Annotated in this window: 25 protein-coding genes; 2 read left to right on the forward strand and 23 right to left on the reverse strand. The window is 66.9% G+C overall.

The window, feature by feature from the left end; all coding sequences use genetic code 11:
• Nucleotides 1–20 precede the first annotated feature (20 nt).
• The 14 genes from argB to infC form a co-directional block, all read right to left on the reverse strand.
• Nucleotides 21–860: an acetylglutamate kinase gene (gene argB / locus ABFX56_RS13270; RefSeq protein ID WP_346233824.1), complete on the reverse strand. Its 840-nt coding sequence runs from the start codon at nt 858–860 to the stop codon at nt 21–23.
• On the reverse strand, nt 860–2,026 hold the full coding sequence (argJ, locus tag ABFX56_RS13275; RefSeq protein WP_346233825.1) for a bifunctional glutamate N-acetyltransferase/amino-acid acetyltransferase ArgJ: 1,167 nt from the start codon (nt 2,024–2,026) through the stop codon (nt 860–862). The genes argB and argJ overlap by 1 nt, the downstream gene beginning before the upstream one ends.
• The gene (argC, locus tag ABFX56_RS13280; RefSeq protein ID WP_346233826.1) at nt 2,023–3,069 is read right to left on the reverse strand and encodes an N-acetyl-gamma-glutamyl-phosphate reductase; all 1,047 of its coding nucleotides are present in this window, start codon (nt 3,067–3,069) and stop codon (nt 2,023–2,025) included. The genes argJ and argC overlap by 4 nt, the downstream gene beginning before the upstream one ends.
• A 68-nt stretch (nt 3,070–3,137) precedes the next feature.
• Nucleotides 3,138–5,651, reverse strand: a complete 2,514-nt coding sequence (gene pheT / locus ABFX56_RS13285) for a phenylalanine--tRNA ligase subunit beta (RefSeq protein ID WP_346233827.1) — start codon at nt 5,649–5,651, stop codon at nt 3,138–3,140.
• A complete protein-coding gene (pheS, locus tag ABFX56_RS13290) occupies nt 5,651–6,688 on the reverse strand; it encodes a phenylalanine--tRNA ligase subunit alpha (RefSeq protein ID WP_346233828.1) in 1,038 nt (345 codons plus the stop codon). The genes pheT and pheS overlap by 1 nt, the downstream gene beginning before the upstream one ends.
• 11 nt (nt 6,689–6,699) lie before the next feature.
• On the reverse strand, nt 6,700–7,614 hold the full coding sequence (locus ABFX56_RS13295) for an amino acid ABC transporter permease (protein WP_346233829.1): 915 nt from the start codon (nt 7,612–7,614) through the stop codon (nt 6,700–6,702).
• Nucleotides 7,611–8,258 carry an amino acid ABC transporter permease gene (locus tag ABFX56_RS13300; protein WP_346233830.1) on the reverse strand — a complete coding sequence of 216 codons (648 nt, stop codon included), beginning with the start codon at nt 8,256–8,258 and terminating at the stop codon, nt 7,611–7,613. Before ABFX56_RS13300 ends, ABFX56_RS13295 begins: the two co-directional genes overlap by 4 nt.
• Nucleotides 8,259–8,367: 109 nt before the next feature.
• Entirely contained in the window at nt 8,368–9,240 is an 873-nt protein-coding gene (locus ABFX56_RS13305) for a glutamate ABC transporter substrate-binding protein (RefSeq protein WP_346233831.1), read from the reverse strand.
• Nucleotides 9,241–9,276: 36 nt separating this feature from the next.
• Nucleotides 9,277–10,032 carry an amino acid ABC transporter ATP-binding protein gene (locus tag ABFX56_RS13310; protein ID WP_346233832.1) on the reverse strand — a complete coding sequence of 252 codons (756 nt, stop codon included), beginning with the start codon at nt 10,030–10,032 and terminating at the stop codon, nt 9,277–9,279.
• 83 nt (nt 10,033–10,115) lie between these two features.
• A complete protein-coding gene (locus ABFX56_RS13315) occupies nt 10,116–10,979 on the reverse strand; it encodes a transporter substrate-binding domain-containing protein (RefSeq protein WP_346233833.1) in 864 nt (287 codons plus the stop codon).
• Between the two features lie 58 nt (nt 10,980–11,037).
• Nucleotides 11,038–11,859, reverse strand: a complete 822-nt coding sequence (locus tag ABFX56_RS13320) for a TrmH family RNA methyltransferase (protein WP_346233834.1) — start codon at nt 11,857–11,859, stop codon at nt 11,038–11,040.
• Between the two features lie 20 nt (nt 11,860–11,879).
• On the reverse strand, nt 11,880–12,263 hold the full coding sequence (rplT, locus tag ABFX56_RS13325) for a 50S ribosomal protein L20 (RefSeq protein ID WP_346233835.1): 384 nt from the start codon (nt 12,261–12,263) through the stop codon (nt 11,880–11,882).
• Between the two features lie 44 nt (nt 12,264–12,307).
• A complete protein-coding gene (gene rpmI / locus ABFX56_RS13330; protein ID WP_346233836.1) occupies nt 12,308–12,502 on the reverse strand; it encodes a 50S ribosomal protein L35 in 195 nt (64 codons plus the stop codon).
• A complete protein-coding gene (gene infC, locus ABFX56_RS13335) occupies nt 12,495–13,130 on the reverse strand; it encodes a translation initiation factor IF-3 (RefSeq protein ID WP_346233977.1) in 636 nt (211 codons plus the stop codon). The genes rpmI and infC overlap by 8 nt, the downstream gene beginning before the upstream one ends.
• A 298-nt stretch (nt 13,131–13,428) precedes the next feature.
• On the opposite strand from infC, the gene ABFX56_RS13340 reads away from it, so the two are divergent.
• Nucleotides 13,429–13,797 carry a DUF1844 domain-containing protein gene (locus tag ABFX56_RS13340; RefSeq protein WP_346233837.1) on the forward strand — a complete coding sequence of 123 codons (369 nt, stop codon included), beginning with the start codon at nt 13,429–13,431 and terminating at the stop codon, nt 13,795–13,797.
• Between the two features lie 100 nt (nt 13,798–13,897).
• On the opposite strand, the gene ABFX56_RS13345 is transcribed toward ABFX56_RS13340, so the two are convergent.
• From ABFX56_RS13345 to ABFX56_RS13385, 9 genes are all read right to left on the reverse strand, one after another.
• A complete protein-coding gene (locus ABFX56_RS13345) occupies nt 13,898–14,695 on the reverse strand; it encodes an amino acid ABC transporter ATP-binding protein (protein WP_346233838.1) in 798 nt (265 codons plus the stop codon).
• On the reverse strand, nt 14,682–15,368 hold the full coding sequence (locus tag ABFX56_RS13350; RefSeq protein WP_346233839.1) for an amino acid ABC transporter permease: 687 nt from the start codon (nt 15,366–15,368) through the stop codon (nt 14,682–14,684). Before ABFX56_RS13350 ends, ABFX56_RS13345 begins: the two co-directional genes overlap by 14 nt.
• Nucleotides 15,369–15,396: 28 nt before the next feature.
• Nucleotides 15,397–16,212 carry an amino acid ABC transporter substrate-binding protein gene (locus tag ABFX56_RS13355; protein ID WP_346233840.1) on the reverse strand — a complete coding sequence of 272 codons (816 nt, stop codon included), beginning with the start codon at nt 16,210–16,212 and terminating at the stop codon, nt 15,397–15,399.
• 160 nt (nt 16,213–16,372) lie between these two features.
• Nucleotides 16,373–17,131, reverse strand: a complete 759-nt coding sequence (locus ABFX56_RS13360; RefSeq protein WP_346233842.1) for an SseB family protein — start codon at nt 17,129–17,131, stop codon at nt 16,373–16,375.
• A 5-nt stretch (nt 17,132–17,136) separates the two neighbouring features.
• Nucleotides 17,137–17,883, reverse strand: a complete 747-nt coding sequence (gene priA, locus ABFX56_RS13365; protein WP_346233844.1) for a bifunctional 1-(5-phosphoribosyl)-5-((5-phosphoribosylamino)methylideneamino)imidazole-4-carboxamide isomerase/phosphoribosylanthranilate isomerase PriA — start codon at nt 17,881–17,883, stop codon at nt 17,137–17,139.
• 73 nt (nt 17,884–17,956) lie between these two features.
• Nucleotides 17,957–18,598, reverse strand: a complete 642-nt coding sequence (hisH, locus tag ABFX56_RS13370) for an imidazole glycerol phosphate synthase subunit HisH (RefSeq protein WP_346233845.1) — start codon at nt 18,596–18,598, stop codon at nt 17,957–17,959.
• A gap of 1 nt (nt 18,599) precedes the next feature.
• Nucleotides 18,600–19,205, reverse strand: coding sequence for an imidazoleglycerol-phosphate dehydratase HisB (hisB, locus tag ABFX56_RS13375; protein WP_346233846.1), 606 nt, complete (start codon nt 19,203–19,205; stop codon nt 18,600–18,602).
• Nucleotides 19,202–20,278 (reverse strand): histidinol-phosphate transaminase, encoded by a 1,077-nt coding sequence (locus tag ABFX56_RS13380; protein WP_346233847.1) that lies wholly within the window; start codon nt 20,276–20,278, stop codon nt 19,202–19,204. Before ABFX56_RS13380 ends, hisB begins: the two co-directional genes overlap by 4 nt.
• 30 nt (nt 20,279–20,308) lie before the next feature.
• A complete protein-coding gene (locus tag ABFX56_RS13385) occupies nt 20,309–20,680 on the reverse strand; it encodes a LysM peptidoglycan-binding domain-containing protein (protein ID WP_346233848.1) in 372 nt (123 codons plus the stop codon).
• 288 nt (nt 20,681–20,968) lie between these two features.
• Here ABFX56_RS13385 and lexA point away from each other — a divergent pair, with 288 nt between their 5' ends.
• Nucleotides 20,969–21,712, forward strand: coding sequence for a transcriptional repressor LexA (gene lexA, locus ABFX56_RS13390; RefSeq protein WP_346233849.1), 744 nt, complete (start codon nt 20,969–20,971; stop codon nt 21,710–21,712).
• Nucleotides 21,713–21,728 lie beyond the last annotated feature (16 nt).

Here is a 21,728-nt window from a genome sequence, read left to right on the forward strand (position 1 = left end):
TCCTCATCTGTTCTGTGCGGTCAGCGTGCGGCCGGCTCGATGGTGGTGCCGCCGACGCCGAACGGTTCTCGCAGCAGGGCGTGGCTTTTCGTGCCGTCGATGATGGCCGCGTGACCGACGCCGCCGCGCACCGCATCCAGGCAGGCGCGCACCTTCGGGATCATGCCGGACGTCATCGTGGGCAGCAGCGCCTCGAGTTCCAGGGTATCAATCCGGGACACCAGCGAATCGCGGTTCGGCCAGTTCCGGTACAGGCCGGGAACGTCGGTGAGCACCAGCAGCCAGCTCGCCTGCAGTGCGATGGCCACCGCCGACGCCGCGGCATCCGCGTTGACGTTGAGGCTGTGGCCCGGATGCGCGCGATCCGGGGCGATCGAGGACACCACGGGGATGCGGCCGGCATCCAGCAGCGCCACGATGGGCGCCGGGTTGACCTCGTCGATGTCGCCGACGTGGCCCAGGTCGACCTCGCGGCCATCGACCACCACGCCGCGACGCCGGCCGGTGAACAGCGACTCGTGCTCCCCCGACACGGACCTGGCGTAGTCGCCGTGCGCGTTGATCAGCGCGGTCAGCTCGCCGCTGACCTCGTCGGCGAGCACATCGTGCACCACCTGGATGGCCTCCGTGCTGGTGAAGCGATAGCCGCCCCGGAATTCGGTGGGGATCCCGGCGCGCTGCAGCGCCGCGGAGATCTGCGGTCCACCGCCGTGCACCACGACAGGGCGGATTCCGGCGTGCAGCAACGCCACCATGTCCGCGGCGAAGTCGCGCTTGAGCGCGTCGTCGACCATGGCGTTCCCGCCGAACTTCACGACGACGGTGTCGCCGCGGTGGTGCTGCAACCAGTTGTCGCCCATCAGCTGGCGTATGCGCTGTTCTCGTGCACGTAATCGTGGGTGAGGTCATTGGTCAGGATGCTGGCCTGCTCGCTGCCGACACCGAGGTCGATCAGCACGTGCGCGGCACGCGGAGTGAGGTCCACGAGCTCGCGCGGCTGGTCCGGCCCGCCGGCCCGGCAGACCCGGATCCCGTTGATCGTCACGTCGATGCCGTACGGGTCGAAGGCGGCCGAGGTAGTGCCGACCGACGCCAGTACCCTGCCCCAGTTGGGGTCGTTGCCGAAGATCGCCGTCTTGAACAGGTTGCTGCGTGCGACCGCGCGGCCGACCTGCACGGCGTCGTCCTCGGTCGCCGCGTTCACCACCTCGATGGTGATGTCGTGGGAGGCGCCCTCGGCATCCTGCTGCAACTCCTGCGCCAGGCTCTGGCAGGCCTCGATGAGCGCGTCGGTGAACTCCTGCGCGTGCGGCGCGATGCCGGATGCGCCGGAGGCCAGCAGGGCAACGGTGTCGTTGGTGGACATGCAGCCGTCTGAGTCGAGCCGGTCGAAGGTGACCCTGGTGGCGGATCGCAGCGCCGCGTCCAGCGCTTCGGCTGGCAGGTCCGCGTCGGTGGTGAGCACGACGAGCATCGTGGCCAGTCCGGGTGCGAGCATGCCGGCACCCTTGGCCATCGCGCCGATCGACCAGCCGTCCCGCTGCACCACGGTCTCTTTCGGGTGCGTGTCTGTGGTCATGATAGCCAGCGCCGCGTCGTGTCCACCGCCGTCCGCCGCGGCGCCCTGCACGAGGGCGTCGCGGGCGCTGGCGAGGCCGGCTTCGATCTTGGCCAGGTCCAGTTGCTCGCCGATCAGCCCGGTGGAGCAGACCAGGATGTCGGCGGAGGAGACATCCAAAAGCTCGGCGGCGAGTTCTGCGGTGCGGTGCGTGGCCTGGAAGCCCTGGGTGCCGGTGTAGCAGTTGGCGCCGCCGGAGTTGAGCACGATCGCCGAGACGACGCCGTCGCCGATCACCTGCTGCGACCACAGCACCGGGTTCGCCTTGGCCCGGTTGCTGGTGAACACGGCGGCGCCCGCCTGCCGGGGGCCCCGGTTCAGCACGATGGCGAGGTCTTTGCCGCCGCCGGCCTTCAGCCCGCAGGCCACTCCGGTCGCCACGAATCCCTGGGGGACGCTCACGCTCACGGCGCGACTCCGTTCACGCTGAGGCTCTCGGTTTCGTCGAACCCGAGGGCGATGTTGAGGCATTGGACGGCGGCACCGGCCGTGCCCTTGGTGAGGTTGTCGATGGCGGACACCGCAATGACCCGCCCGGCGGACTCGTCGACGGTCACGCCGACCAGCGCGGTGTTGGCGCCCAGGGTGTCCCCGCTGGTCGGGAACCTGCCATCCGGCAGCAGCTGCACGAACGGTTCGTCAGCGTAGGCGCTCTCCCAGGCCGCGCGCACTTCGGCGGCGCCGGCCCCGGCGGTCAGCTTCGCCGTGGTGGTCGCGAGGATGCCGCGGGACATCGGTACCAGGATCGGGGTGAAGGAGAGGCTCACGTCGGTGCCGCCGGCGGCACGGAGGTTTTGGCGTACCTCGGGCGTATGGCGATGGATCCCGCCCACGGCGTACGCGCGGGCCGAGCCGTGCAGTTCACTGGCGAGCAGTTCCGTTGTGGCCTTCTTGCCGGCGCCGGAGGCACCGACCGCCAGCACGGCGACGATGTCCTGGGCGCTGACCACGCCGGCGGCGACGCCAGGCGCGACACCCAGGGTCATGGCCGTGACGTTGCATCCCGGAACGGCGATCCGCGTCGCGCCGACGAGTTTCTCGCGCTGGCGGGAGCCGTCCGCCAGCATCAACTCCGGCAGCCCGTAGGTCCAGGCGCCGTAGTAGTGGCCGCCGTAAAAGGCGTCCCAGTCGGCGCTGCTGGTGAGCCGGTGGTCGGCGCCGCAGTCCACCACGACGGTGTCGGCGGGCAGCGTTTCGGCCAGCTCCCCGGATTTGCCGTGCGGCAACGCGAGGAAGACGACGTCGTGACCGGCCAGGGTTTCGGCGGTCGTTTCCTTCAGGATGAGGCCGCGGTAGGAGCGCAGGTGCGGATGCACCGCCAGCAACTCCTGCCCGGCGTTACCGAACGCCGTGACGGTCGTCACGTCGAGGTCAGGATGCTGGGCGAGCAGACGCAATAATTCGCCGCCTGCGTAGCCGCTGGCGCCGGCTACGGCAACGGAAAGGGACATGTTTTAAGCCTACCGTGCCGATGCTGCTTGGGCAGTCGCGTGACAGGCGCCCCGCGCAGACGCGCAATTTATTCGCGTACCGTGGCCCCGAAACGCGATCCGGCGAGCTCGGCGCCGGCCAGCTTGGCGCCGCTGGCCTCGGCCGCCGTCAGTGTTCGGTCCGCGGCGCGGAACCGCAGCGCGAAGGTGAGCGACTTGGTTCCGGCGGGCACGCCAGAGCCTCGGTAGTCGTCGACGAGCTGCGCGTTTTCAAGCAGCTCTCCGGCTCCGCTCACCACCGCATCCAGCACATCGGCGGCGGGGATTTCGGCGTCGACCACGAGTGACAGGTCCTGCGTGGCCGCCGGGAGTGTCGCGATGGGCGTGGAGACCACCTCGCGCGGGGCGAGGTCGATGAGCAGCCCGAGGTCGACCTCCACGACGACGACATGCCGGGGCAGGTCGAGTTCGTGCGCCAGTGCCGGCAGCAGTTCGCCGGCGAAACCGACGAGTTCCTCCCCGACGCTCAGCTGGGCGGTGCGGCCCGGGTGGAAGGCCTGATGCTCGCCCCGGGCCACGTCGATGCTCACGCCGAGGGCGGATTCGATCTGGCGGATGGCGTGCAGCGCATCCGTCATGGAGGCCTCGACGGCGTTCTGGCCCGGTTGCTTCGCCACGACGTTGCCGAGGAACAGGGCGGCCACGTGCAGCGGTTGCGGCGGGATGCTGCCCTCCAGCGCCGCGAGGGTGGCCTGGTCGGGCCGGCTGGTTCCGGCCGGCAGCGGTCCGCTGCCGTAGCGGGTGCCGGGCACGGGCCGGAACACGCTGCCCTGCTCGAAGATGGCCAGGTCGGTCAGTCCGCGGGACAGGTTGCGCCTGGCGACCTCGATGAGGCCGGGGAGCAGCGACGATCGCAGTTGCGGCGTTGTGGCATCCAGCGGGTTGGCCAGGGTGATGGCGGCGGCGGTGCCGACTGGGGCACCGAACGTCTCGTTGCCGGACTGGGTGACGAACGGGTAGGCGAGCACTTCGGTGAGGCCGCCGGCGGCCAGTGAGTGGCCGACGGAGCGCCGCAGTCGCTGCGAACGCGTCAGTCCTCGACCCGGGGGTGCGATCGGGAGCACCGACGGGATGCGGTCGTAGCCGACGATTCTGGCGACCTCTTCCGTCAGGTCGGCCGCATCGCGCAGGTCGGGTCGCCAGGTCGGTGCGGTGACCAGCAGTGCGCCGGGTACCGACTGGACGGCTGCGCCCACGGCGGTGAGCGCGTCGAGGATCTCGTCGTCGCTGTAGTCCACGCCGACGATGGATGCGGCGTAGCCGGAGTTCAGCCGGATGGGCTCGGGGGCGACACTGGCGTCATAGTCCGAGCCGAGCACATCCGCAGTGCCGCCGGCCAGTTGTTCCAGCAGTTGCACCACGCGGGCGGCCGCTGGCGCGGCAACGGCCGGGTCGACGCCGCGTTCGAAACGTCGGGACGCCTCGCTGGGCAGCTTGTGCCGGCGTGCGGTGCGAGCGATCGAGATCGGGTCGAAGTTCGCCGCCTCGATGAGTACGTCGGTGGTCGTGGTGCTGATTTCGGTGGACGCGCCGCCCATGACGCCGGCCAGGCCGATCGGACCGGAGTCGTCGGTGATCAGCAGGTCCTGCGGGTCCAGGGCGCGCTCCTGGTCGTCCAGCGTGACCAGTTTCTCGGCCGGCCGGGCCCGGCGCACCGTGATACCGCCGGTGAGCTTTGCCAGGTCGTAGCCGTGGATGGGCTGGCCCAGTTCGATCATCACGTAGTTCGTGATGTCGACGACGAGCGAGATGGAACGGATGCCGGCGAGCTTCAGCCGCGCGGCCATCCAGGCCGGAGTGGGCCGGCTCGGATCGATGCCGCGCACCACCCGGGTGACGAACACCGAGGCGCCGACGTGTCCGCGGATCGGTGCCGTGTCGTCGATGCACACCGGAAACTCGGTGGAGGCGGCGACGGCGGGCACCGCCAGGGCGGGGTCGCGGAAGGCTGCGCCGGTGGAGTTGGAGTACTCGCGGGCCACGCCGCGAATGGACAACGCGTAGCCGCGGTCGGGGGTGACGTTGATCTCCACGGCGGAGTCATCCAGGCCCAGCAGGGCGATCGCATCCGTTCCCACCTCGGGGTCGAGGCCGAGCGAGGCCAGGCGCAGGATGCCGGTGTGCTCGTCGCCGATGCCGAGCTCGCGCACCGAGGCGATCATGCCGTCGGAGACGTGGCCGTAGGTCTTGCGCGCGGCGATCGGGAACGGGCCGGGCAGCACCGAGCCGGGCAGGGTGACGACGACCTTGTCCCCCGTGGCGAAATTGTGCGCGCCGCAGACGATGCCTCGCGTCTCGCCGTCCCCTCCGGTGGTCGAGCCTGTCGAGACCAACACCTGGCACCACATGATCGTCTTACCGTTGGTCTGCGGCTCCGGCTCCGCCGACAGCACCTGGCCGACCACGATGGGTCCGCTCACGCCGAAGGCGTGGATGTCCTCTTCCTCGAAGCCCACCTTGACCAGGGCGGCGTGCACCTCGGCGGGTGTCGCCCCCTGGGGAACGTCGACGAAGTCGCGCAACCATGAAATCGGGACCCGCATCAGACCACCATTCCGAACTGCCTACTGAAGCGAATGTCGCCCTCCACCATGTCGCGCATGTCGTTCAGGTCATTCCTGAACTGAAGTGTGCGTTCGACGCCCATGCCGAACGCGAAGCCCTGGTATTCGTCCGGGTCGATGCCCGCGGCGCGCAGCACGTTGCGATTCACCATGCCGCAGCCGCCCCACTCGATCCAGCGGGCGCCGCCCTTCGCGTTCGGCTGCCAGACATCCATTTCGGCGCTGGGCTCCGTGAAGGGGAAGTAGTTGGGGCGCAGCCGGATCTTCGCCTCGGCGCCGAACATGAGGCGAGCGAAGTGTTCCAGTGTGCCGCGCAGGTGGGCCATGGTGAGGCCCTTGTCGATCGCGAGGCCCTCGATCTGGTGGAATACCGGTGTGTGGGTGGGGTCGAGTTCGTCGGTGCGGAACACCTTGCCCGGCGCGATGATGTAGACCGGCAACTCCCGCTCGAGCAGCGTGCGGATCTGCACCGGGGAGGTTTGCGTGCGCAGCACGAGGTGCGAGTCGACCGGGTCAACGAAGAAGGTGTCTGCCATGGCGCGGGCGGGGTGATCCTGGTCGAGGTTGAGCGCGTCGAAGTTGAACCACTCGTTCTCGAGTTCTGGGCCTTCGGCGATCTCCCAGCCCATGCCGATGAAGATGTCGCCGATCCGTTCCATCAGCAGACTCAGCGGATGCCGCGCGCCGCTGGTCTGGCGCAGCGGCACGGCGGTCACGTCGATGGCTTCCGCCCGCAATTGCTCCGCCTCTTCCGCGGCGGTCACTTCGGCCTCCCGGGCGGTCAGGGCCGCGCCGACCCTGCCGCGCGCCGCGCCCAGCAGTTTGCCTGCGGCCGGCTTCTGATCGGCTGGCAGGTTGCGGATGGCGGCATTGAGGCTCGCGAGCACCGACGCTTCCCCGGCGTGCTCGATGCGTACGGTCTTGAGCGTCTGCGAATCGGTCGCCGCGGCGATCGCGGCCAGTGCCGCATCCACCGCCGCCGCTACCGCTGGTTCGGTGATGGTGGTCTCTGACACGAGACCCAAGTTTAGCGGGGTGGTCCGACGCGGTTTCCGCCGCGCAGCGGCAGGATAAGCGCCTGCGTGCCGTCCGCGCCCGGCACTCGCGGCTCCTCCGGAGTCAGAGCTCCCGACTTCGGCCCGCTGCGCCGTGCGATGTACCGGGCGATCCAGGACAGCGTGAGGTTCAGGACCAGGTAGATCACCAGGCCGACCGCGAACAGGGTGAACAGGTAGCGGTTGCCGTAGAAGTTCTGCAGGTTCTTGATGGTGCGCGACAGCTCCGGATACCCGACGACGTAGGCCAGCGAGGTGTCCTTCAGCAGCACGACCAGTTGGGCGATGATGATGGGCAGCATCTGGCGGAACGCCTGCGGGAACTCGATCAGCATCCGCGTCTGCACGCCGGTGAGGCCGATGGACAGGCCGCCCTCGCGTTGTCCGCGCGGCAGGGACTGGATGCCGGCCCGCAACGACTCGCCGATCAGCGCCCCGTTGTACACGGCCAGCGCCCCGACACCGGACCAGTAGGGGCCGACCGCGAAGACCAGCAGGATGAACAGCATCATCAGCAGCACGGGCATGCCGCGGAAGAACTCGAGGATCACGGCAGTGGGGGTGCGGATCCAGGCGCTTCGGGCGGTGCGGGCGAAGGAGAACAGGATTCCGATGGCGATGGCGAGCACCGCGGCAACGGCGGCCATCTGCAGTGTCGCCAGAACGCCGGTGCCGAAGGCCTGCCACAGCACCGGGGTGGACAGGATGTCGGTACGGGTGGGCGAGAACATGCCGGGGGTCTGCGCGCCGTTGGCGCTGACGCGGGGGCTGGCCAGGGTGTAGCCGACCCAGGCGAGGAACCCGAGGATGAGGATGCCCGCGATGATCGAGACGACCAGCGACCGGCGGCGCGATTTCGGGCCGGGGGCGTCGTAGAGAACGCTCATCGCAGCACCGCCACTTTCTTCTCGATCACGCCGGCAATCAGCCCCAGAGGCACGGTGATCACCAGGTACAGCGCGGCCGCGAAGATGAGCAGCGGGATCACGGCGTCGCCGTGGTCCCGGGTGGCGCTGCTGGTGGCGCCAAACAGTTCGACGACGAAGAACGCCCCGGCCACCGATGTGTTCTTGGTGAGGGCGATGAACACGTTGATGAGCGGCGGCACGACCATCCGCACCGCCTGGGGCAGCACCACGAGCGCGACGGTTTGCCCGAAGCCCATGCCGATGCTCCTGGCCGCCTCGGCCTGGCCGACCGGGACCCCGTTGAACCCGGAGCGGATCGCTTCGGCGACGAACGGGGACGTGTAGGCGGTCAAGCCGATCACGGCCAGCGGGAAGTAGTCGAGGTCGGAGCCCAGAATCGGCAGCACGAAGGCGCAGAAGAACAGCACGAGCAGCAGGGGCACATTGCGCAGCACCTCGGTGTAGACGGTCGCGAAGCCGCGCAGCGAGGGGATCGGTGAGATGCGCATGGCGGCGACCAGCACGCCGAGTATGAACGCGCCGATGCCGGAGAACACCAACAGCTCGAGAGTGGTCAGAAACCCGTTCAGATACAGCGGGGCGGAATCGATGATCGCGTCCATGTATCACCTCCGATCGAACGCTGTCGGTGGCAGCAGGAACCCACCGGGACGATACCCGGTGGGTCCTGCGCCGATTTATTACTCAGGACCGGTTTTCGGTGCCTGCGGCTCAGTACCGGTCGACGGCCGGTGGCTCCGGGGTCTTCAGTACCTTGCCCGCAGTGTCCTCCCAGGCCTTCTTCCAGGTGCCGTCCTTGTAGGACTTCTCAAGCGTGTCGTTGATGAAGTTGCGGAATTGCGTGTCGTCCTTCTTCAGGCCGATGCCGTACGGCTCCTTGGTGAACGGGTTGCCGACCACTTCGAATTCGCCTTCGTTCTGGGCGGCGAGACCGGCCAGAATCACGTTGTCCGTGGTGACCGCGATCACCTTGCCGCTGCGTAGCGGCTCAAGGCAGTTCGAGTAGGTGTCGGTCGTGATCAAGTTCACGCCGTACGGGGCGATGTTCTTCTCCGAGGTGGAACCGGCGACACTGCAGACGTTCTTGCCCTTGAGGTCTTCTGGGCCCTTGATCTTCTCGGGGTTGCCCTTCAGCACCAGGATGTCCTGACCTGCGGTGTAGTACGGTCCGGCGAAGGACACGACTTGCTTGCGCGTGTCGTTGATCGTGTAGGTCGCGACGACGATGTCAACCGTGCCGTTCTCGATGAACGGTTCTCGGTTGGCGGAGACGGTCTCGACCCACTTGATCTTGTCTGGGGCGATGCCGAGCGCGCCGGCGATGATCTTGCCGATTTCCACGTCGAAGCCGACCGGCTTGTTGTCCGGACCCTTCAGGCCGAACAGCGGCTGATCGAACTTGGTGCCGATCGTCATGGTGCCCGCGTCATGCAGCTTGGCCATGGTGGTGCCGGCTTCGAATTCCGGCGACGCCGCTACGGACGGGGACGCGGCTGGTTCGTTGGTCCCGCTCGCGCAGGCCCCCAGGCCCAGAATGCTGGCGGTGACGACGGCGGAAATCATCAGACTTTTTTTGAGTCTCATGGGATTCTCCTTATTGCTGTGATGCTCAGCCACCGGTTAGTGGGTGAGTATTTTCGAGAGGAAGTCTTTCGCTCTCGCGCTTGTGGGGTTCGTGAAGAACGCGTCTGGGGTGTTCTCTTCGACGATTTCGCCGTCCGCCATGAACAGGACCCGATTGGCTGCCTTGCGTGCGAAGCCCATCTCGTGGGTGACCACGACCATGGTCATTCCATCGTGCGCCAGCTGCACCATGACATCCAGCACCTCGCTGATCATCTCGGGGTCGAGCGCCGAGGTCGGTTCGTCCAGCAGGATGACTTTCGGGTCCATGGCGAGCACGCGCGCAATGGCGACCCGCTGCTGCTGACCGCCGGAGAGTTGCGCGGGCATCTTCTTGGCCTGGTTGGCGACGCCGACGCGGTCGAGCAATTCCAGCGCGTGCGCGTCGGCGGCCGCCTTGGACTGCCCGCGCACCTTGCGCGGACCGAGGGTTACGTTCTCCAGAACGGTCTTGTGTGCGAACAGGTTGAACGCCTGGAACACCATGCCGACATCGGCGCGGAGCTTGGCGAGCCCCCTGCCCTCTTCCGGGAGCAGCTGGCCATCGATGGTGATGGTGCCGCTGTCGATCGTCTCAAGCCGGTTGATGGCGCGGCAGAGGGTGGACTTGCCCGAGCCGCTCGGGCCGATCACCACAACGACTTCACCGCGATGCACGGTCGTGGACACGTCTTTGAGCACGTGGAGATCGCCGAAGTGCTTATTCACCCTGTCAAGGACGACCAGAGGCTCTCCGGTATTTGAGGACTGCATGGGAACATACAACCACACAGTCGGCGGTTCGGCTGACTCAATATCGGCGGTTGTGACCGACCCGTTAGCCGCGAGGATCGGCGTTAGTAGCGGTTCACCAGCGGCGGGTGGGAGCCCCCGAGCACCGTGCCCGCGGTGCTATCCCACAACTTCTTCCAGGTGCCGTCACCGAACGACTGCTCCAGCACGTCGTTGACGAAGCTTCGGAATTTATCGTCGTCGTGCGCCACGGCAATTCCCGCAGAATAGGCGGTGAACGGATTGCCGAGCACTTCGAACTTGTCCGGGTTGGTGACGACCAGTGCGGCCAGCGTCACGTCGTCGGCGGTGACCGCCGTGATGCTCCCGTCGCTGACACCGGGCAGGCATTCCGCGGCGGAGGGTGCCCCACTGAGGGTGACCGCATACTGCGAGATCACGGTGCCGTATGAGGATCCGGCGATGGTGCACACGGTCTTGCCGCGGAGGTCCTGCGGTCCGTGGATGCCGCCGGGGTTACCCGTGGCCACCAGCAGGTCCTGGCCCTGCGTGTAGTAGGGCCCGGCAAAGGCGACCTTCTGCTTGCTCTCATCGTTGATCAGGTCGCCGGCGATGACCAGGTCGGCCTTCTTCTCGGCAATGAGCGCATCCCGGTTGTCGGAGGTGGCTTGCACCCAGGTGATCTTGTCGCCGGCGATCCCGAGCTTGGAGGCGATCAGCTTTCCGATCTCGACATCGAATCCGGCCGGCGTCTTATCGGCGCCCTCGGCCGGGGCCAGCCCGAACAGCGGCTGGTCGAACCTGGTCGCGATGGTCATCGTCCCGGCATCGTGGAGCCTGGCCATGGTGGTGCCCGCGGCGAAGTGGGTGGCCACCTGAATCTTCGGGGGCGCATCCGAGGTGCAGGCGGTCAGACCAGCTGTCAGGCCGAGCACCGCGATGATCGCCAGGTAGTTCCGAACCTTCATACGTTCCCCCTGGGTGTCGTTGGTGGTCAGCCGATACTGTAGTCAGCCGATACTGTGGTCAGCCGATACTGTGGTGCGCAAACGCGGACTCGTAAAGGCATACGGAGGCCGCGGTGGCCAAGTTCATGGACTCCGCGTGGCCATAGAGCGGCACGGTGATGCTGCGGTCGGCCAGGGCCAGGTGCTCGTCGGTCAGACCCCGCGCCTCGTTGCCGAACAGCCAGGCGGTGGGGTGGGCCAGCGTACCGTCCTGCCGGGCAGCCAGCAGGTCTTCACCCTTGATGTCGGCGGCCAGCACGGTGAGTCCGGCGGCACGCACCCGCTCCAGAACCGGGATCAGGCTGGCCCCCACCGCCACCGGCAGATGGAAGATCGATCCGGTCGAGGCGCGCACCACCTTGGGGTTGTACAGGTCGACGCTGCGACCGGTGAAGATCACCCCGTCGGCACCGGCAGCATCCGCCGCACGCACGATCGTTCCCGCGTTTCCGGGGTCGCGCACCTCTTCGAGGATGGCCACGAGCCGCGCCCCACCCGGATGCCGGCTCAGCGACAGGATGTCCTTCACCGAGGTGGGGAACTGGTGGCAGACCGCGACGACACCCTGCGGTGTGACGGTGTCCGCCATCGCATCCAGCACTTGTTCCGTGACGAATTCGACGTCGACGCCGGCTTCCACCGCGGAGGCGGCGATGTCGATGTGCCGCTCCAGCGCCGTGGGGGTCGCATACAACTCGACCACCAGGTCCGGCCGGAAGGCCAACGCCTCCTTCACCGCCTGCGGGCCCTCCAGCAGGAAGAGACCGGTGTCCGCGCGGGTCGCCCGCTTCGCGAGCTTGGCTACGCCTCTGACTCTCGGTGACCGCGGATTGTCCAGCACGTGAGCAATGCTAGTTGCAGCTACGCCGCGGACGGTGCCGAGGTGTCGCTGGGCAGCGCCGCCTTGGCCGCTTCCACCACAGCCGTGAAGGCAGCGGGGTCGGTGACGGCGAGGTCGGCGAGCATGCGACGGTCGACCTCGATGCCGGCGAGGGCGAGTCCTTGGATGAGGCGGTTGTAGGTGAGGCCGTTGGCCCTGGACGCCGCGTTGATGCGCTGGATCCACAGGCGGCGGAAGTCGCCCTTGCGTGCCCGACGGTCGCGGTAGGAGTAGACCAGCGAGTGGGTGACCTGCTCCTTCGCCTTGCGGTACAGGCGGGAACGCTGCCCGCGGTATCCGGAGGCGCGCTCGATGATGACGCGGCGCTTCTTGTGGGCGTTGACTGCCCTCTTGACTCTTGCCATTTCTTAGATTCCTTGACTGATCGGTCTGGTGGTCGGAGCGGGGCCTAGAGGCCGAGCAGCTTCTTCACGCGCTTGGCGTCCACGGGGGCGAGTACTTGGTCCGAGTTGAGGCGACGCTTGCGCTGACCGGACTTCACTTCCAGGTTGTGCCGCATACCGGCTTGCTGCTTCATGATCTTGCCGGTGCCGGTGACCTTGAATCGCTTCTTGGATCCCGAGTGGGTTTTCTGCTTAGGCATCCTTATCCTCTTTCGTTGGTGCGTTCTCGGCAGGAGTGTCCGCCGAAGCTGCTTCTGGTTTGGTTCTGGGCGCCTTGTTCGCGGTGCGCCGCGCCTCGGCTTCGGCCTTCGCCGTCGCCTTGTTCTTGTGCGGACCGATCACCATGACCATGTTGCGTCCGTCGATCATCGGCGTGGATTCCACGGAGCCGAATTCGGCCACGTCTTCCGCGAAGCGCTGCAGCAGGCGAACACCCTGGTCCGGGCGGGACTGCTCACGCCCGCGGAACAGGATCATGGCTTTCACCTTGTCGCCGCCGGAGAGGAAGCCCTCCGCGCGTTTGCGCTTGGTCTCGTAGTCGTGCTTGTCGATCTTCAGTCGGAAGCGTACTTCCTTGAGGATGGTGTTGGCCTGGTTGCGCCTGGCCTCTTTGGCCTTCTGGGCCTCTTCGTACTTGAACTTGCCGTAGTCCATGATCTTTGCCACGGGCGGCTTGGAGTTGGGAGCTACCTCAACCAAATCCAGGTCGGCCTCTTGGGCAAGCCTGAGGGCATCCTCAATTCGCACGACGCCGACCTGTTCGCCACGGGGGCCAACAAGCCGGACCTCGGGAACCCGGATTCGGTCATTGGTACGGGGATCGCTGATAGGTGAATCCTCTTTCTTATCTGTGTCGGCTGCTTCGAAGCAGACCGGATGCTGCCACGTGAGAGACGGATGCCGCTCACGCGACGAAAGAAGACGGTCCTGCCAGTTCCGGGCGTCATTCACCCGGTCACTGGCCCGGCACCCTGAACTACCAACGACCGCCGGAGCGGACGTCAGCGGGGTACCAACAACCCGGTAACCTTATACAGCGGTCAACGCGGGTGGGAGAGTTTCCACTTTCGTTCCCGTTGCCATTGACGGCTTCGGGGCCCGCATGAGTCTAACAGAGGAACGATTAATGAGCGATACCGACGGACACGGGCATTCTGAAGACACCGATCGCTCCGGCGCCGCGGCCCGCGACATCGCCGACGTGCCGGCCGCCGAGATCATCAACACCGTCGCGGTGCACCTGATGAGCGCCGCGGCGGTCAAGTGCGGATTGGCCGACGATCCGGAGAACCAGCAGGACCTGGACCAGGCGCGCAAGCTCATCACCGCGCTGGCTGGGCTGGTGACAGCCGGCGCCCCGGAGATCGGCGACGTCCACGCCCGACCGTTACGTGACGGCTTGCGTTCTGTGCAGCTGGCGTTCCGCGAGGCATCCGCTATCCCCGACGCCCCGGGCAAGGGCCCAGGCGAGAAGTGGACCGGTCCGGTCAGCTAGTCCCCTCCCCCGCGTCCGAGCTGCCGAGCCCGCGCAGCGTCACCGCACCCCGGTGGTCGAGCCCCGTTGAGACCCACCTACCGGCATACATCAACACCGCTCAGTCGAGCGGATGCAGCAGGCGACTCAAGAACTTTTGGGTGCGGGCGTGTTGCGGATCGGTGAAGATCGCTTCGGGTGGTCCGCTCTCCACAATGACACCGCCGTCGAGGAACAGCACCTGGTCGGCCACTCGGCGTGCGAACTCGAGCTCGTGTGTCACCACCACCATCGTCCACCCCTCCTGGGCCAGGTCCTTCATCACGCTCAGGACATCGCCCACCAGTTCCGGATCGAGCGCCGAGGTGGCCTCGTCGAAGAGCAGGACCTCCGGCCGGATGGCCAGGGCGCGGGCGATGCCCACCCGCTGCTGCTGCCCGCCGGACAGCTCGAACGGGTACACATCCTTCTTCTCCTCCAGCCCCACCCGCCGCAGTAACTCCACCGCCTCAGCGCGCACCTGGTCGGCCGGGCGTTTCTGCACCTGAACCGGTCCCTCGGTGATGTTCTGCAGCACGGTCATATGCGGAAACAGGTTGTAGTGCTGGAACACCATCGCCGACTTCCGGCGCAGTGCCGCGATATCGGCCTTCGTCACGGGTGCCGAGAAGTCGACAGCCACATCCGCGCCGATGCGGACGATCCCGGCATCCGGAGTCTCCAACGCGTTGAGCGAGCGCAGAATGGTGGTCTTCCCCGAGCCGGACGGGCCGATGATCACCACCACGCTGCCGCCGGACACCTCGAACGAGATCCCGTCCAGCACCCGATGGTCACCGAAGGATTTGCTCAGCCCGCTCACCGACAGGCCGACAGGCGCCTGTGCTCCGTCAGTGCGCGACATATCAGTGCGCGACATAGCGGTCCAATCTTTTCTCAATGGCGGCCTGGCCACCGGCCAGCACAAAGCAGATGACCCAGTACACGACGGCGGCCTCGATGTACAGCACCAGGAATTGGCTGCTCGACGCCGCGATCTGCTGCGCCTGGCGGAACAGTTCGGTGACCAGGATCACCGAGGCGAGCGACGTGTCCTTCACTAGGGAGATGAACGTGTTGGACAGCGGCGGCACGGAGACCCTGGCGGCCTGCGGCAGCACGATCCGGCGCAGGGTCTGGCTGTTCGACATCCCGATCGTGTACCCCGCCTCCCACTGGCCCTTGGGGACGGCCAGGATGGCGGCGCGCACCACCTCGGACGCGTAGCCGCCGACGTTCAACGACAGCGCGATGATGGCGCTCGGCCAGGGGTCGAGCAGCACCCCGATGGTGGGCAGTCCGTAGAACACCACGAACAGCTGCACCAACAGCGGCGTGCCGCGGATGATCGACACGAAGGTTCGCGCGACGCCGCGGGCGAACGAGTTCTTCGAGATGCGCATCATGGCCACCAGGATGGCCAGCAGCAGTCCCAGCGCGAAGGAGGCCAGCGACAACGGGATGGTGCCCGCCACGGCGCCGCCGAGGATCGGCAGCAGCGAGTGGGCGACGAGGTCCCAGTAGTACTCGATACTGCCGACCGGAGGGCTCATGCGATGCGTCCTCCGGTCATTAGATCACCTAGTGCGTGACGTCCTCACCGAAATATTTCTCGGAGATCTTCGCCAGCGTGCCGTCGTCGGAGAGTTCCTTCAGCGCGGCATTGAAGTCGGTCACCAGCGTACTTCCCTTGCGGAAGGTGAACGCGTTCTTGGCCGGGTCGTCAGCGGTTGCCGCGATGCGCAGCTTGACTCCGGGGTTCTGCTTCTCGTAGTCGAGCAGCGTGAGCTTGTCGTTGACGGTGGCGTCGATGCGTCCCTGCTGCAGCAGCGCGATCGCCTGCGCCCAGCCCTCGACCGCCTCGACGTCGGCGCCATATTTCTGCGCCAGCGCGTACCAGTTGCTGGTGTTGGACTGCGCCGTCTTCTTGCCCTTCAGATCGGCGAAGCTTGTGATGTCCGTGTCATCGGTCTTGGTGATGATGACGCCGGGCGACACCGTGTAGGGCTCACTGAACGAGTACTTGGCTTCGCGCTCCGGAGTGATGGACACCTGGTTGGCGATGACATCGAACCGCTTCGCGTCCAACGCCGCGAAGATTCCATCCCACTGCGTCTCCTGGAACGACACCTTCACGCCGAGCTTTTTGCCCACCGCCTCGGCGATCTCCACGTCGTAGCCCGTGAGCTTGTTCGTCGCCGAGTCGTGGTAGGAGAACGGCCGGTACGTCCCCTCAGTGCCGATGACCAGTCCGCGGTCCCCCAGGGCCTGCAGGTCCTTGCTGCCGGCATCCGCCGACGACGACGCCGCGGGACTCTGGTCGCCTGTGGCGCAGGCGCCCAAGGACAGGACCGTGGCGGAGGCGAGGACGAGCGCGAGGACGAGCTTGGATTTCATTGGTTTCTTTCCGGTGGGGACTCAGCAATACGCCGTCGGGTTGCCAATGCTGTGGTTGACGTTCAATCGAGGTTATCCACGTGCCGGTCGGGATGACAACACGAGCGGCGGATGGTTACCAAGACGAGAGATTCCGACGGTGCAGCCCCGCTGACCGCGCTCAGGCGCCCTTCGCGACCAGTCGGATCTCCAGCGAGTCGACCCGCTCGGCGAGCACCGTGCTGGAGGCCCAGCGCTGTTGCATCCTGCCCACCACAGCGGTCAGTTCGTCCGGTCCGAGTCCGTCATCAAGCTGCAGCACGAGGGCCAACTCGGGACCGGTGAGTCGCGCATCCGGGTCGCCGGCGGCCACCTGAACGGCGTCGACCGAAGGCTCCGGGCCTGCCGCCTGGACGAACTCGGCGAGCACCTCGGGGTCGCCGTAGCTCGGAGTCCACGGCAGATCCTGCGCCAAAGCCCAGACAGCGGGTCGGCGCACCGCGAATTCGGTGGGCGAAGTGGGGTCGATCACCACCAGATCGGTCCCGTCGTCGGCCGCTGCCAGCGCGATGAGCCGCATGGTCTGCGCGACGGGACGTGCGCGAGGGTTCCACCGCTGCAGGGCGGCCACGCTGGTGAAGGCCGGAAGCACGTTGCGGCCGTCCGGACCGGCGACGGTGACGATCGACATCTCCGCCCGTTTGTCGGACGCCAGCCCGTTGCTGGTGGTCGCTTCGGCGAGCTTGGCGACCAGCGGCACGAACAACCGGCACCGCGCGAGCACCCGCACCACCTCATCGGCACCGGCGTCCCCGGCATGGAACCGGTCGAGGACTGCCAGGTATTCCTGCGGTGCGGTGCCGTCGTCGTCGGACGCGGTCACGTGGGCGAAGCTGCGGCCCGCCCAGGGCTGGCCGGCGGAATCGGTCGTGTTCGACACGGGCATCAGTTGCCGGCCACGTCCAACGCCTCGGCCAGGGTGAACGCCTTGGCGTACAGCGCTTTGCCGACGATGGCGCCCTCGACGCCGAACCGCACCAGCGCGCGCAGATCGGAGATGTCATCCAGGCTGGAGATGCCGCCGGAGGCGATCACCGGCTTGTCGGTGCGCTCGGCCACCGCACTGAGCAGATCGAGGTTCGGCCCGGTCAGCGTGCCGTCGCGGGTCACGTCGGTGACGACGTAGCGGGCGCAGCCCGCGGCCTCGAGCCGGTCGACGACCTGGAACAGGTCGCCGCCGTCCTTGGTCCAGCCTCGGGCCGCCAGAGTGTTGCCGCGAACGTCGAGGCCGACGGCGATGGACTCGCCGTATTCTGCGATGACGTGCGCGGCCCATTCCGGGTTTTCCAGCGCCGCCGTGCCGAGGTTGATGCGTTTGGCACCGGTGGCCAGGGCGCGTTCCAGGCTGGCGTCGTCACGGATGCCGCCGGACAGTTCGATGTTGACGCCGCGCACCTGGCGGATCACCCGCTTGATCACGCCGTGGTTGTCGCCACGTCCGAACGCGGCGTCGAGATCCACGAGGTGGATCCACTCGGCGCCCTGGTGCGCCCAGTCGTCCGCCGCCTCGACCGGGTCGCCGTAGTTGGTCTCGGTGCCGACTTCGCCCTGCGTCATCCGCACGGCTTTGCCGTCGGCGACATCGACGGCCGGCAGCAAAATCAACTGCGGGGTGGTGGTGAATTCGCTCATGTGGTCCTTCTCGGCCAGGTCTCGGTGCACAACAGCTGGTGCTGCCGGTGGCGTACGGCACAAGATTCAGATACTAGTCACTGTGCAGGGCTGCCACCCAGTTGGACAGCAGCCGGATGCCCGGAAGACCCGACTTTTCGGGGTGGAATTGGGTGGCGGCCAGCGGACCGTTCTCCACCGCGGCGAGGAAGCGGGTGCCGTGCTCGGCCCAGGTCAGCGACGCCGGCGCGAGGGTGCCGCTGGCCGGTAGATCCCAGTGCGCGGCCGCGAAGGAGTGCACGAAATAGAACCGCTCGTTTCTTACGCCGGCGAACAGTGTGGAGTCTTCCGGAGCCTCCACCGTGTTCCAGCCGATGTGCGGCAGCACCGGTGCTTGCAGTTCGGTAACGATTCCGGGCCATTGATGCAGACCTGGGGTGGAGTCCCCGCCCTCGACGCCTGCCTCGAAGAGCACTTGCATCCCCACGCAGATGCCCAAGACGGCCCGACCGCCGGCCAGCCGCCGGTCCACCAGTTCCGGTGCGCGGGCCTCAGCCAACGCGGCCATGACGGCGGAAAACGCTCCGACTCCGGGAACCACCAGGCCGTCGGCGTCCCAGGCCTTGTGCCGGTCCCCGGTCAGTTCGACGTTGGCGCCGGCTGCCTCGAGCGCCTTCGACGCGGAATGGACGTTACCGCTTCCGTAGTCCAGGACGACTACGGTTGGTCGGCGCATCTCAGAGCGCCCCTTTCGTCGAAGGGATGCCGTCAACGCGCGGGTCCAGGGCTACCGCCTGGCGCATGGCGCGCGCGAAGGCCTTGAACTCCGCCTCGGCGATGTGGTGCGGGTCACGTCCGGCCAGCACCGTGACGTGCACGGTGAGCATGGCGTGAAACGTGATCGCCTCGAAGACGTGGCGCACCATGGACCCAGTGAAATGGCCGCCGATCAGGTGGAACTCGAAGCCGGCCGGCTCGCCGGAGTGCACCAAGTACGGTCGGCCCGACACGTCGACCACCGCTTGCACGAGGGCTTCGTCCAGCGGCACCAGGGCGTCGCCGAACCGGGAGATGCCGGCCTTGTCGCCGAGCGCCTCGGCGAGGGCCTTGCCTAGCACGATTCCGGTGTCTTCGACGGTGTGGTGCACGTCGATCTGGGTGTCGCCGTGTGCGCGCACCATCAGGTCAATCAGCGAGTGCTTCGAGAACGCGGTCAGGAGGTGGTCGAAGAAGGGCACCGAGGTGTCGATGTCGGCACGTCCGGTGCCGTCCAGGTTCAGCGACAGCTCAATGCTGGACTCGCTGGTTTCACGTCTCAGGTGCGCTTCACGCTGGTGCGTCATCCGTCAAGCTTAGCGAGAGCGTTCAGGAACGCCGTGGTCTCCGGCTCGGTGCCCGCGGTGACGCGCAGGTGGTGCGCAATGCCGAGGTCGCGGATCAGGATGTCCTGCTCGAGCAGGGCCTCGAACATCGCGTGCGGGTCGTTGACTCCGCCGAACAACACGAAGTTGGACCAGCTCGGCCAGACCGTGAACCCCAGCTGGGGTAACTCCCGGAGCAGACGGTCGCGCTGCTGCTTGATGTCGTCGACCATCGCCAGCATCTGACTCGAGTGGGCCAGCGCCGCCGTCGCCGCCGCCTGAGTGAGTGCCGACAGGTGATAGGGCAATCGCACCAGACGCAACGCGTCGACGATGGCCGGGTCTGCGGCCAGGTAGCCGAGTCTGACTCCGGCGAAGGCGAACGCCTTGCTCATGGTGCGGGAGACCACGAGCCGTTCCCGCCCAGGGAGGAGCGTCAGCGCGCTGGGTAGTCCGGCGGGTGCGAACTCGATGTAGGCCTCGTCGACGACGACGATGCCGGAGGTGGCCTCGTAGGCGGCGGCGATCGTCTCCAGCGACACCCCGGTTCCGGTCGGATTGTTCGGCGAGCAGAAGAACACCACATCCGGCTGCGTGGACTCGATGCCGCGCACCGCCGTTTCCGGAGAGATCTCGAACCCTGGGTCGCGCGGGGCGGTGACCCAAGTGGTTCCGGTGCTCGCCGCGATGATGGAGTGCATGGAGTAGGTGGGTGGGAAGCCGAGCACCCTCCTACCCGGCCCGCCGAAGGCTTGGAGCAGGTGTTGCAGCACTTCGTTGGAGCCGTTGGCCGCCCAGATGTTCTCCGGAGCCACCCCGTGCCCGAGGTAGCCGGCCAGGCTGTGCCGCAGTGCGGTGAATTCCCGGTCCGGGTAGCGGTTGGCGCCGCGGACGGCCACCGCCAGCGCCGCCACGATGTCGGTGGCCACGGACTCCGGGATGGGATGCGTGTTCTCGTTGACGTTGAGAGCGATCCGTACCGGTTTCTGCGGTGCCCCGTACGGCGTGCGGCCCCTGAGGTCGTCCCGGATGGGCAGGTCGGAGAGAGAAATCACCCTGCCATCGTATTGCCGTGCTGGGCTTCGTCAGTGCGAGTATCGGCTCGGTATCGCCAGTCGCTGACCCGGCTGCACGTCGGCGCCGTCCAATTGGTTCAGGTGCACGATGTCGGACACGACATCGCGTGGATCGGCGGATGGCGCCAGAACGGCGGCCAGTTGCCACAATGACTGACCCGCCGCCACGGTCACTTGCTGGAACGCCGCCGAACTGGCCGTTTCGGTCGCGGCGGCGACACCGTTGGCGGTGAACATCAGGGCACCGGTGATCAGCGGAATGGCCGCCAGGGCTGTGAGGACCATTCGGCCGCGTCGGGTGATGCGCAGCCGCGGTGCGTGAACGCTCGCGCCGGTGGAGACCACCGCGTTTCCGCGTGGTCGAGTCGGGGTGGGAACCATGTCGTTCACCTTTCTCACCGTGCTTGCTTTTACCTGCTGGTCTTTACCGCTGGCTTCTACACTGTGCTGCGTTCGCATTCGGCGCTCGGCCGGGAGCGCCGAATGCGAACTCACGTTCCGAACATACATTCGTCTACCTTCTTCGTGCAACCTTTTTCTTTCGATCCGCCGACATTTTTTATCGACACACCGTCGAACACACCTTTGCTTATCCCGCGGCTCGGCGGTACAGTATTGGTGTCGGCATCAGCAAACCAGGCACCACTGACATCGAAGATCGGACATGACATGGACACCGCAGATCAGGCAGCCGCAGCCACGACCGACCGGGCGGCATCGGCCCAGAAGCTGCCCCGGTCCAAGCGCGGCACCCGCCGGCGCAAGAGCCTCAGTGCCAAGCAGATCGCCATCCTGGAGGCGATCCGGCATTCGGTGGAATCCCGCGGCTACCCGCCGAGCATGCGCGAGATCGGCGACGCAGTGGGCCTATCGTCACTGTCCAGCGTGACCCACCAACTCGGTCAGCTCGAACTGAGCGGCTACCTCCGTCGCGATCCCAAGCGGCCGCGGGCACTGGAGATCCTTATCGATGTGCCGCATTCTTCCGGCGCCGCGGAGTCCGGCGCGGCCCCCTCCGATGCGCGGATCCCCGTGGGCGACGCCGCCATGGTCCCGCTCGTCGGTCGCATTGCCGCCGGCATCCCCATCACCGCAGAGCAGCAGATCGACGAGGTGTTCCCACTCCCCCGGCAGCTCGTCGGCAAGGGCGAGCTGTTCATGCTCAAGGTGTCGGGCGAGTCGATGATCGATGCCGCGATCTGTGACGGCGACTGGATCGTGGTGCGTCAGCAGAACACCGCGGAGAACGGTGACATCGTCGCGGCCATGCTCGATGAGGAAGCTACGGTGAAGGTGTTCCAGCAGCGTGACGGACACACCTGGTTGCTTCCGCGGAACACGAGTTTCGCCCCGATCCTGGGCGACCACGCCGAGGTGCTGGGCAAGGTCGTCGCGGTACTGCGCGCGGTCTAACCGAAACGGGTTACCC

The organism is Parafrigoribacterium mesophilum (assembly GCF_039652555.1).
Taxonomy (GTDB): domain Bacteria; phylum Actinomycetota; class Actinomycetes; order Actinomycetales; family Microbacteriaceae; genus Parafrigoribacterium; species Parafrigoribacterium mesophilum.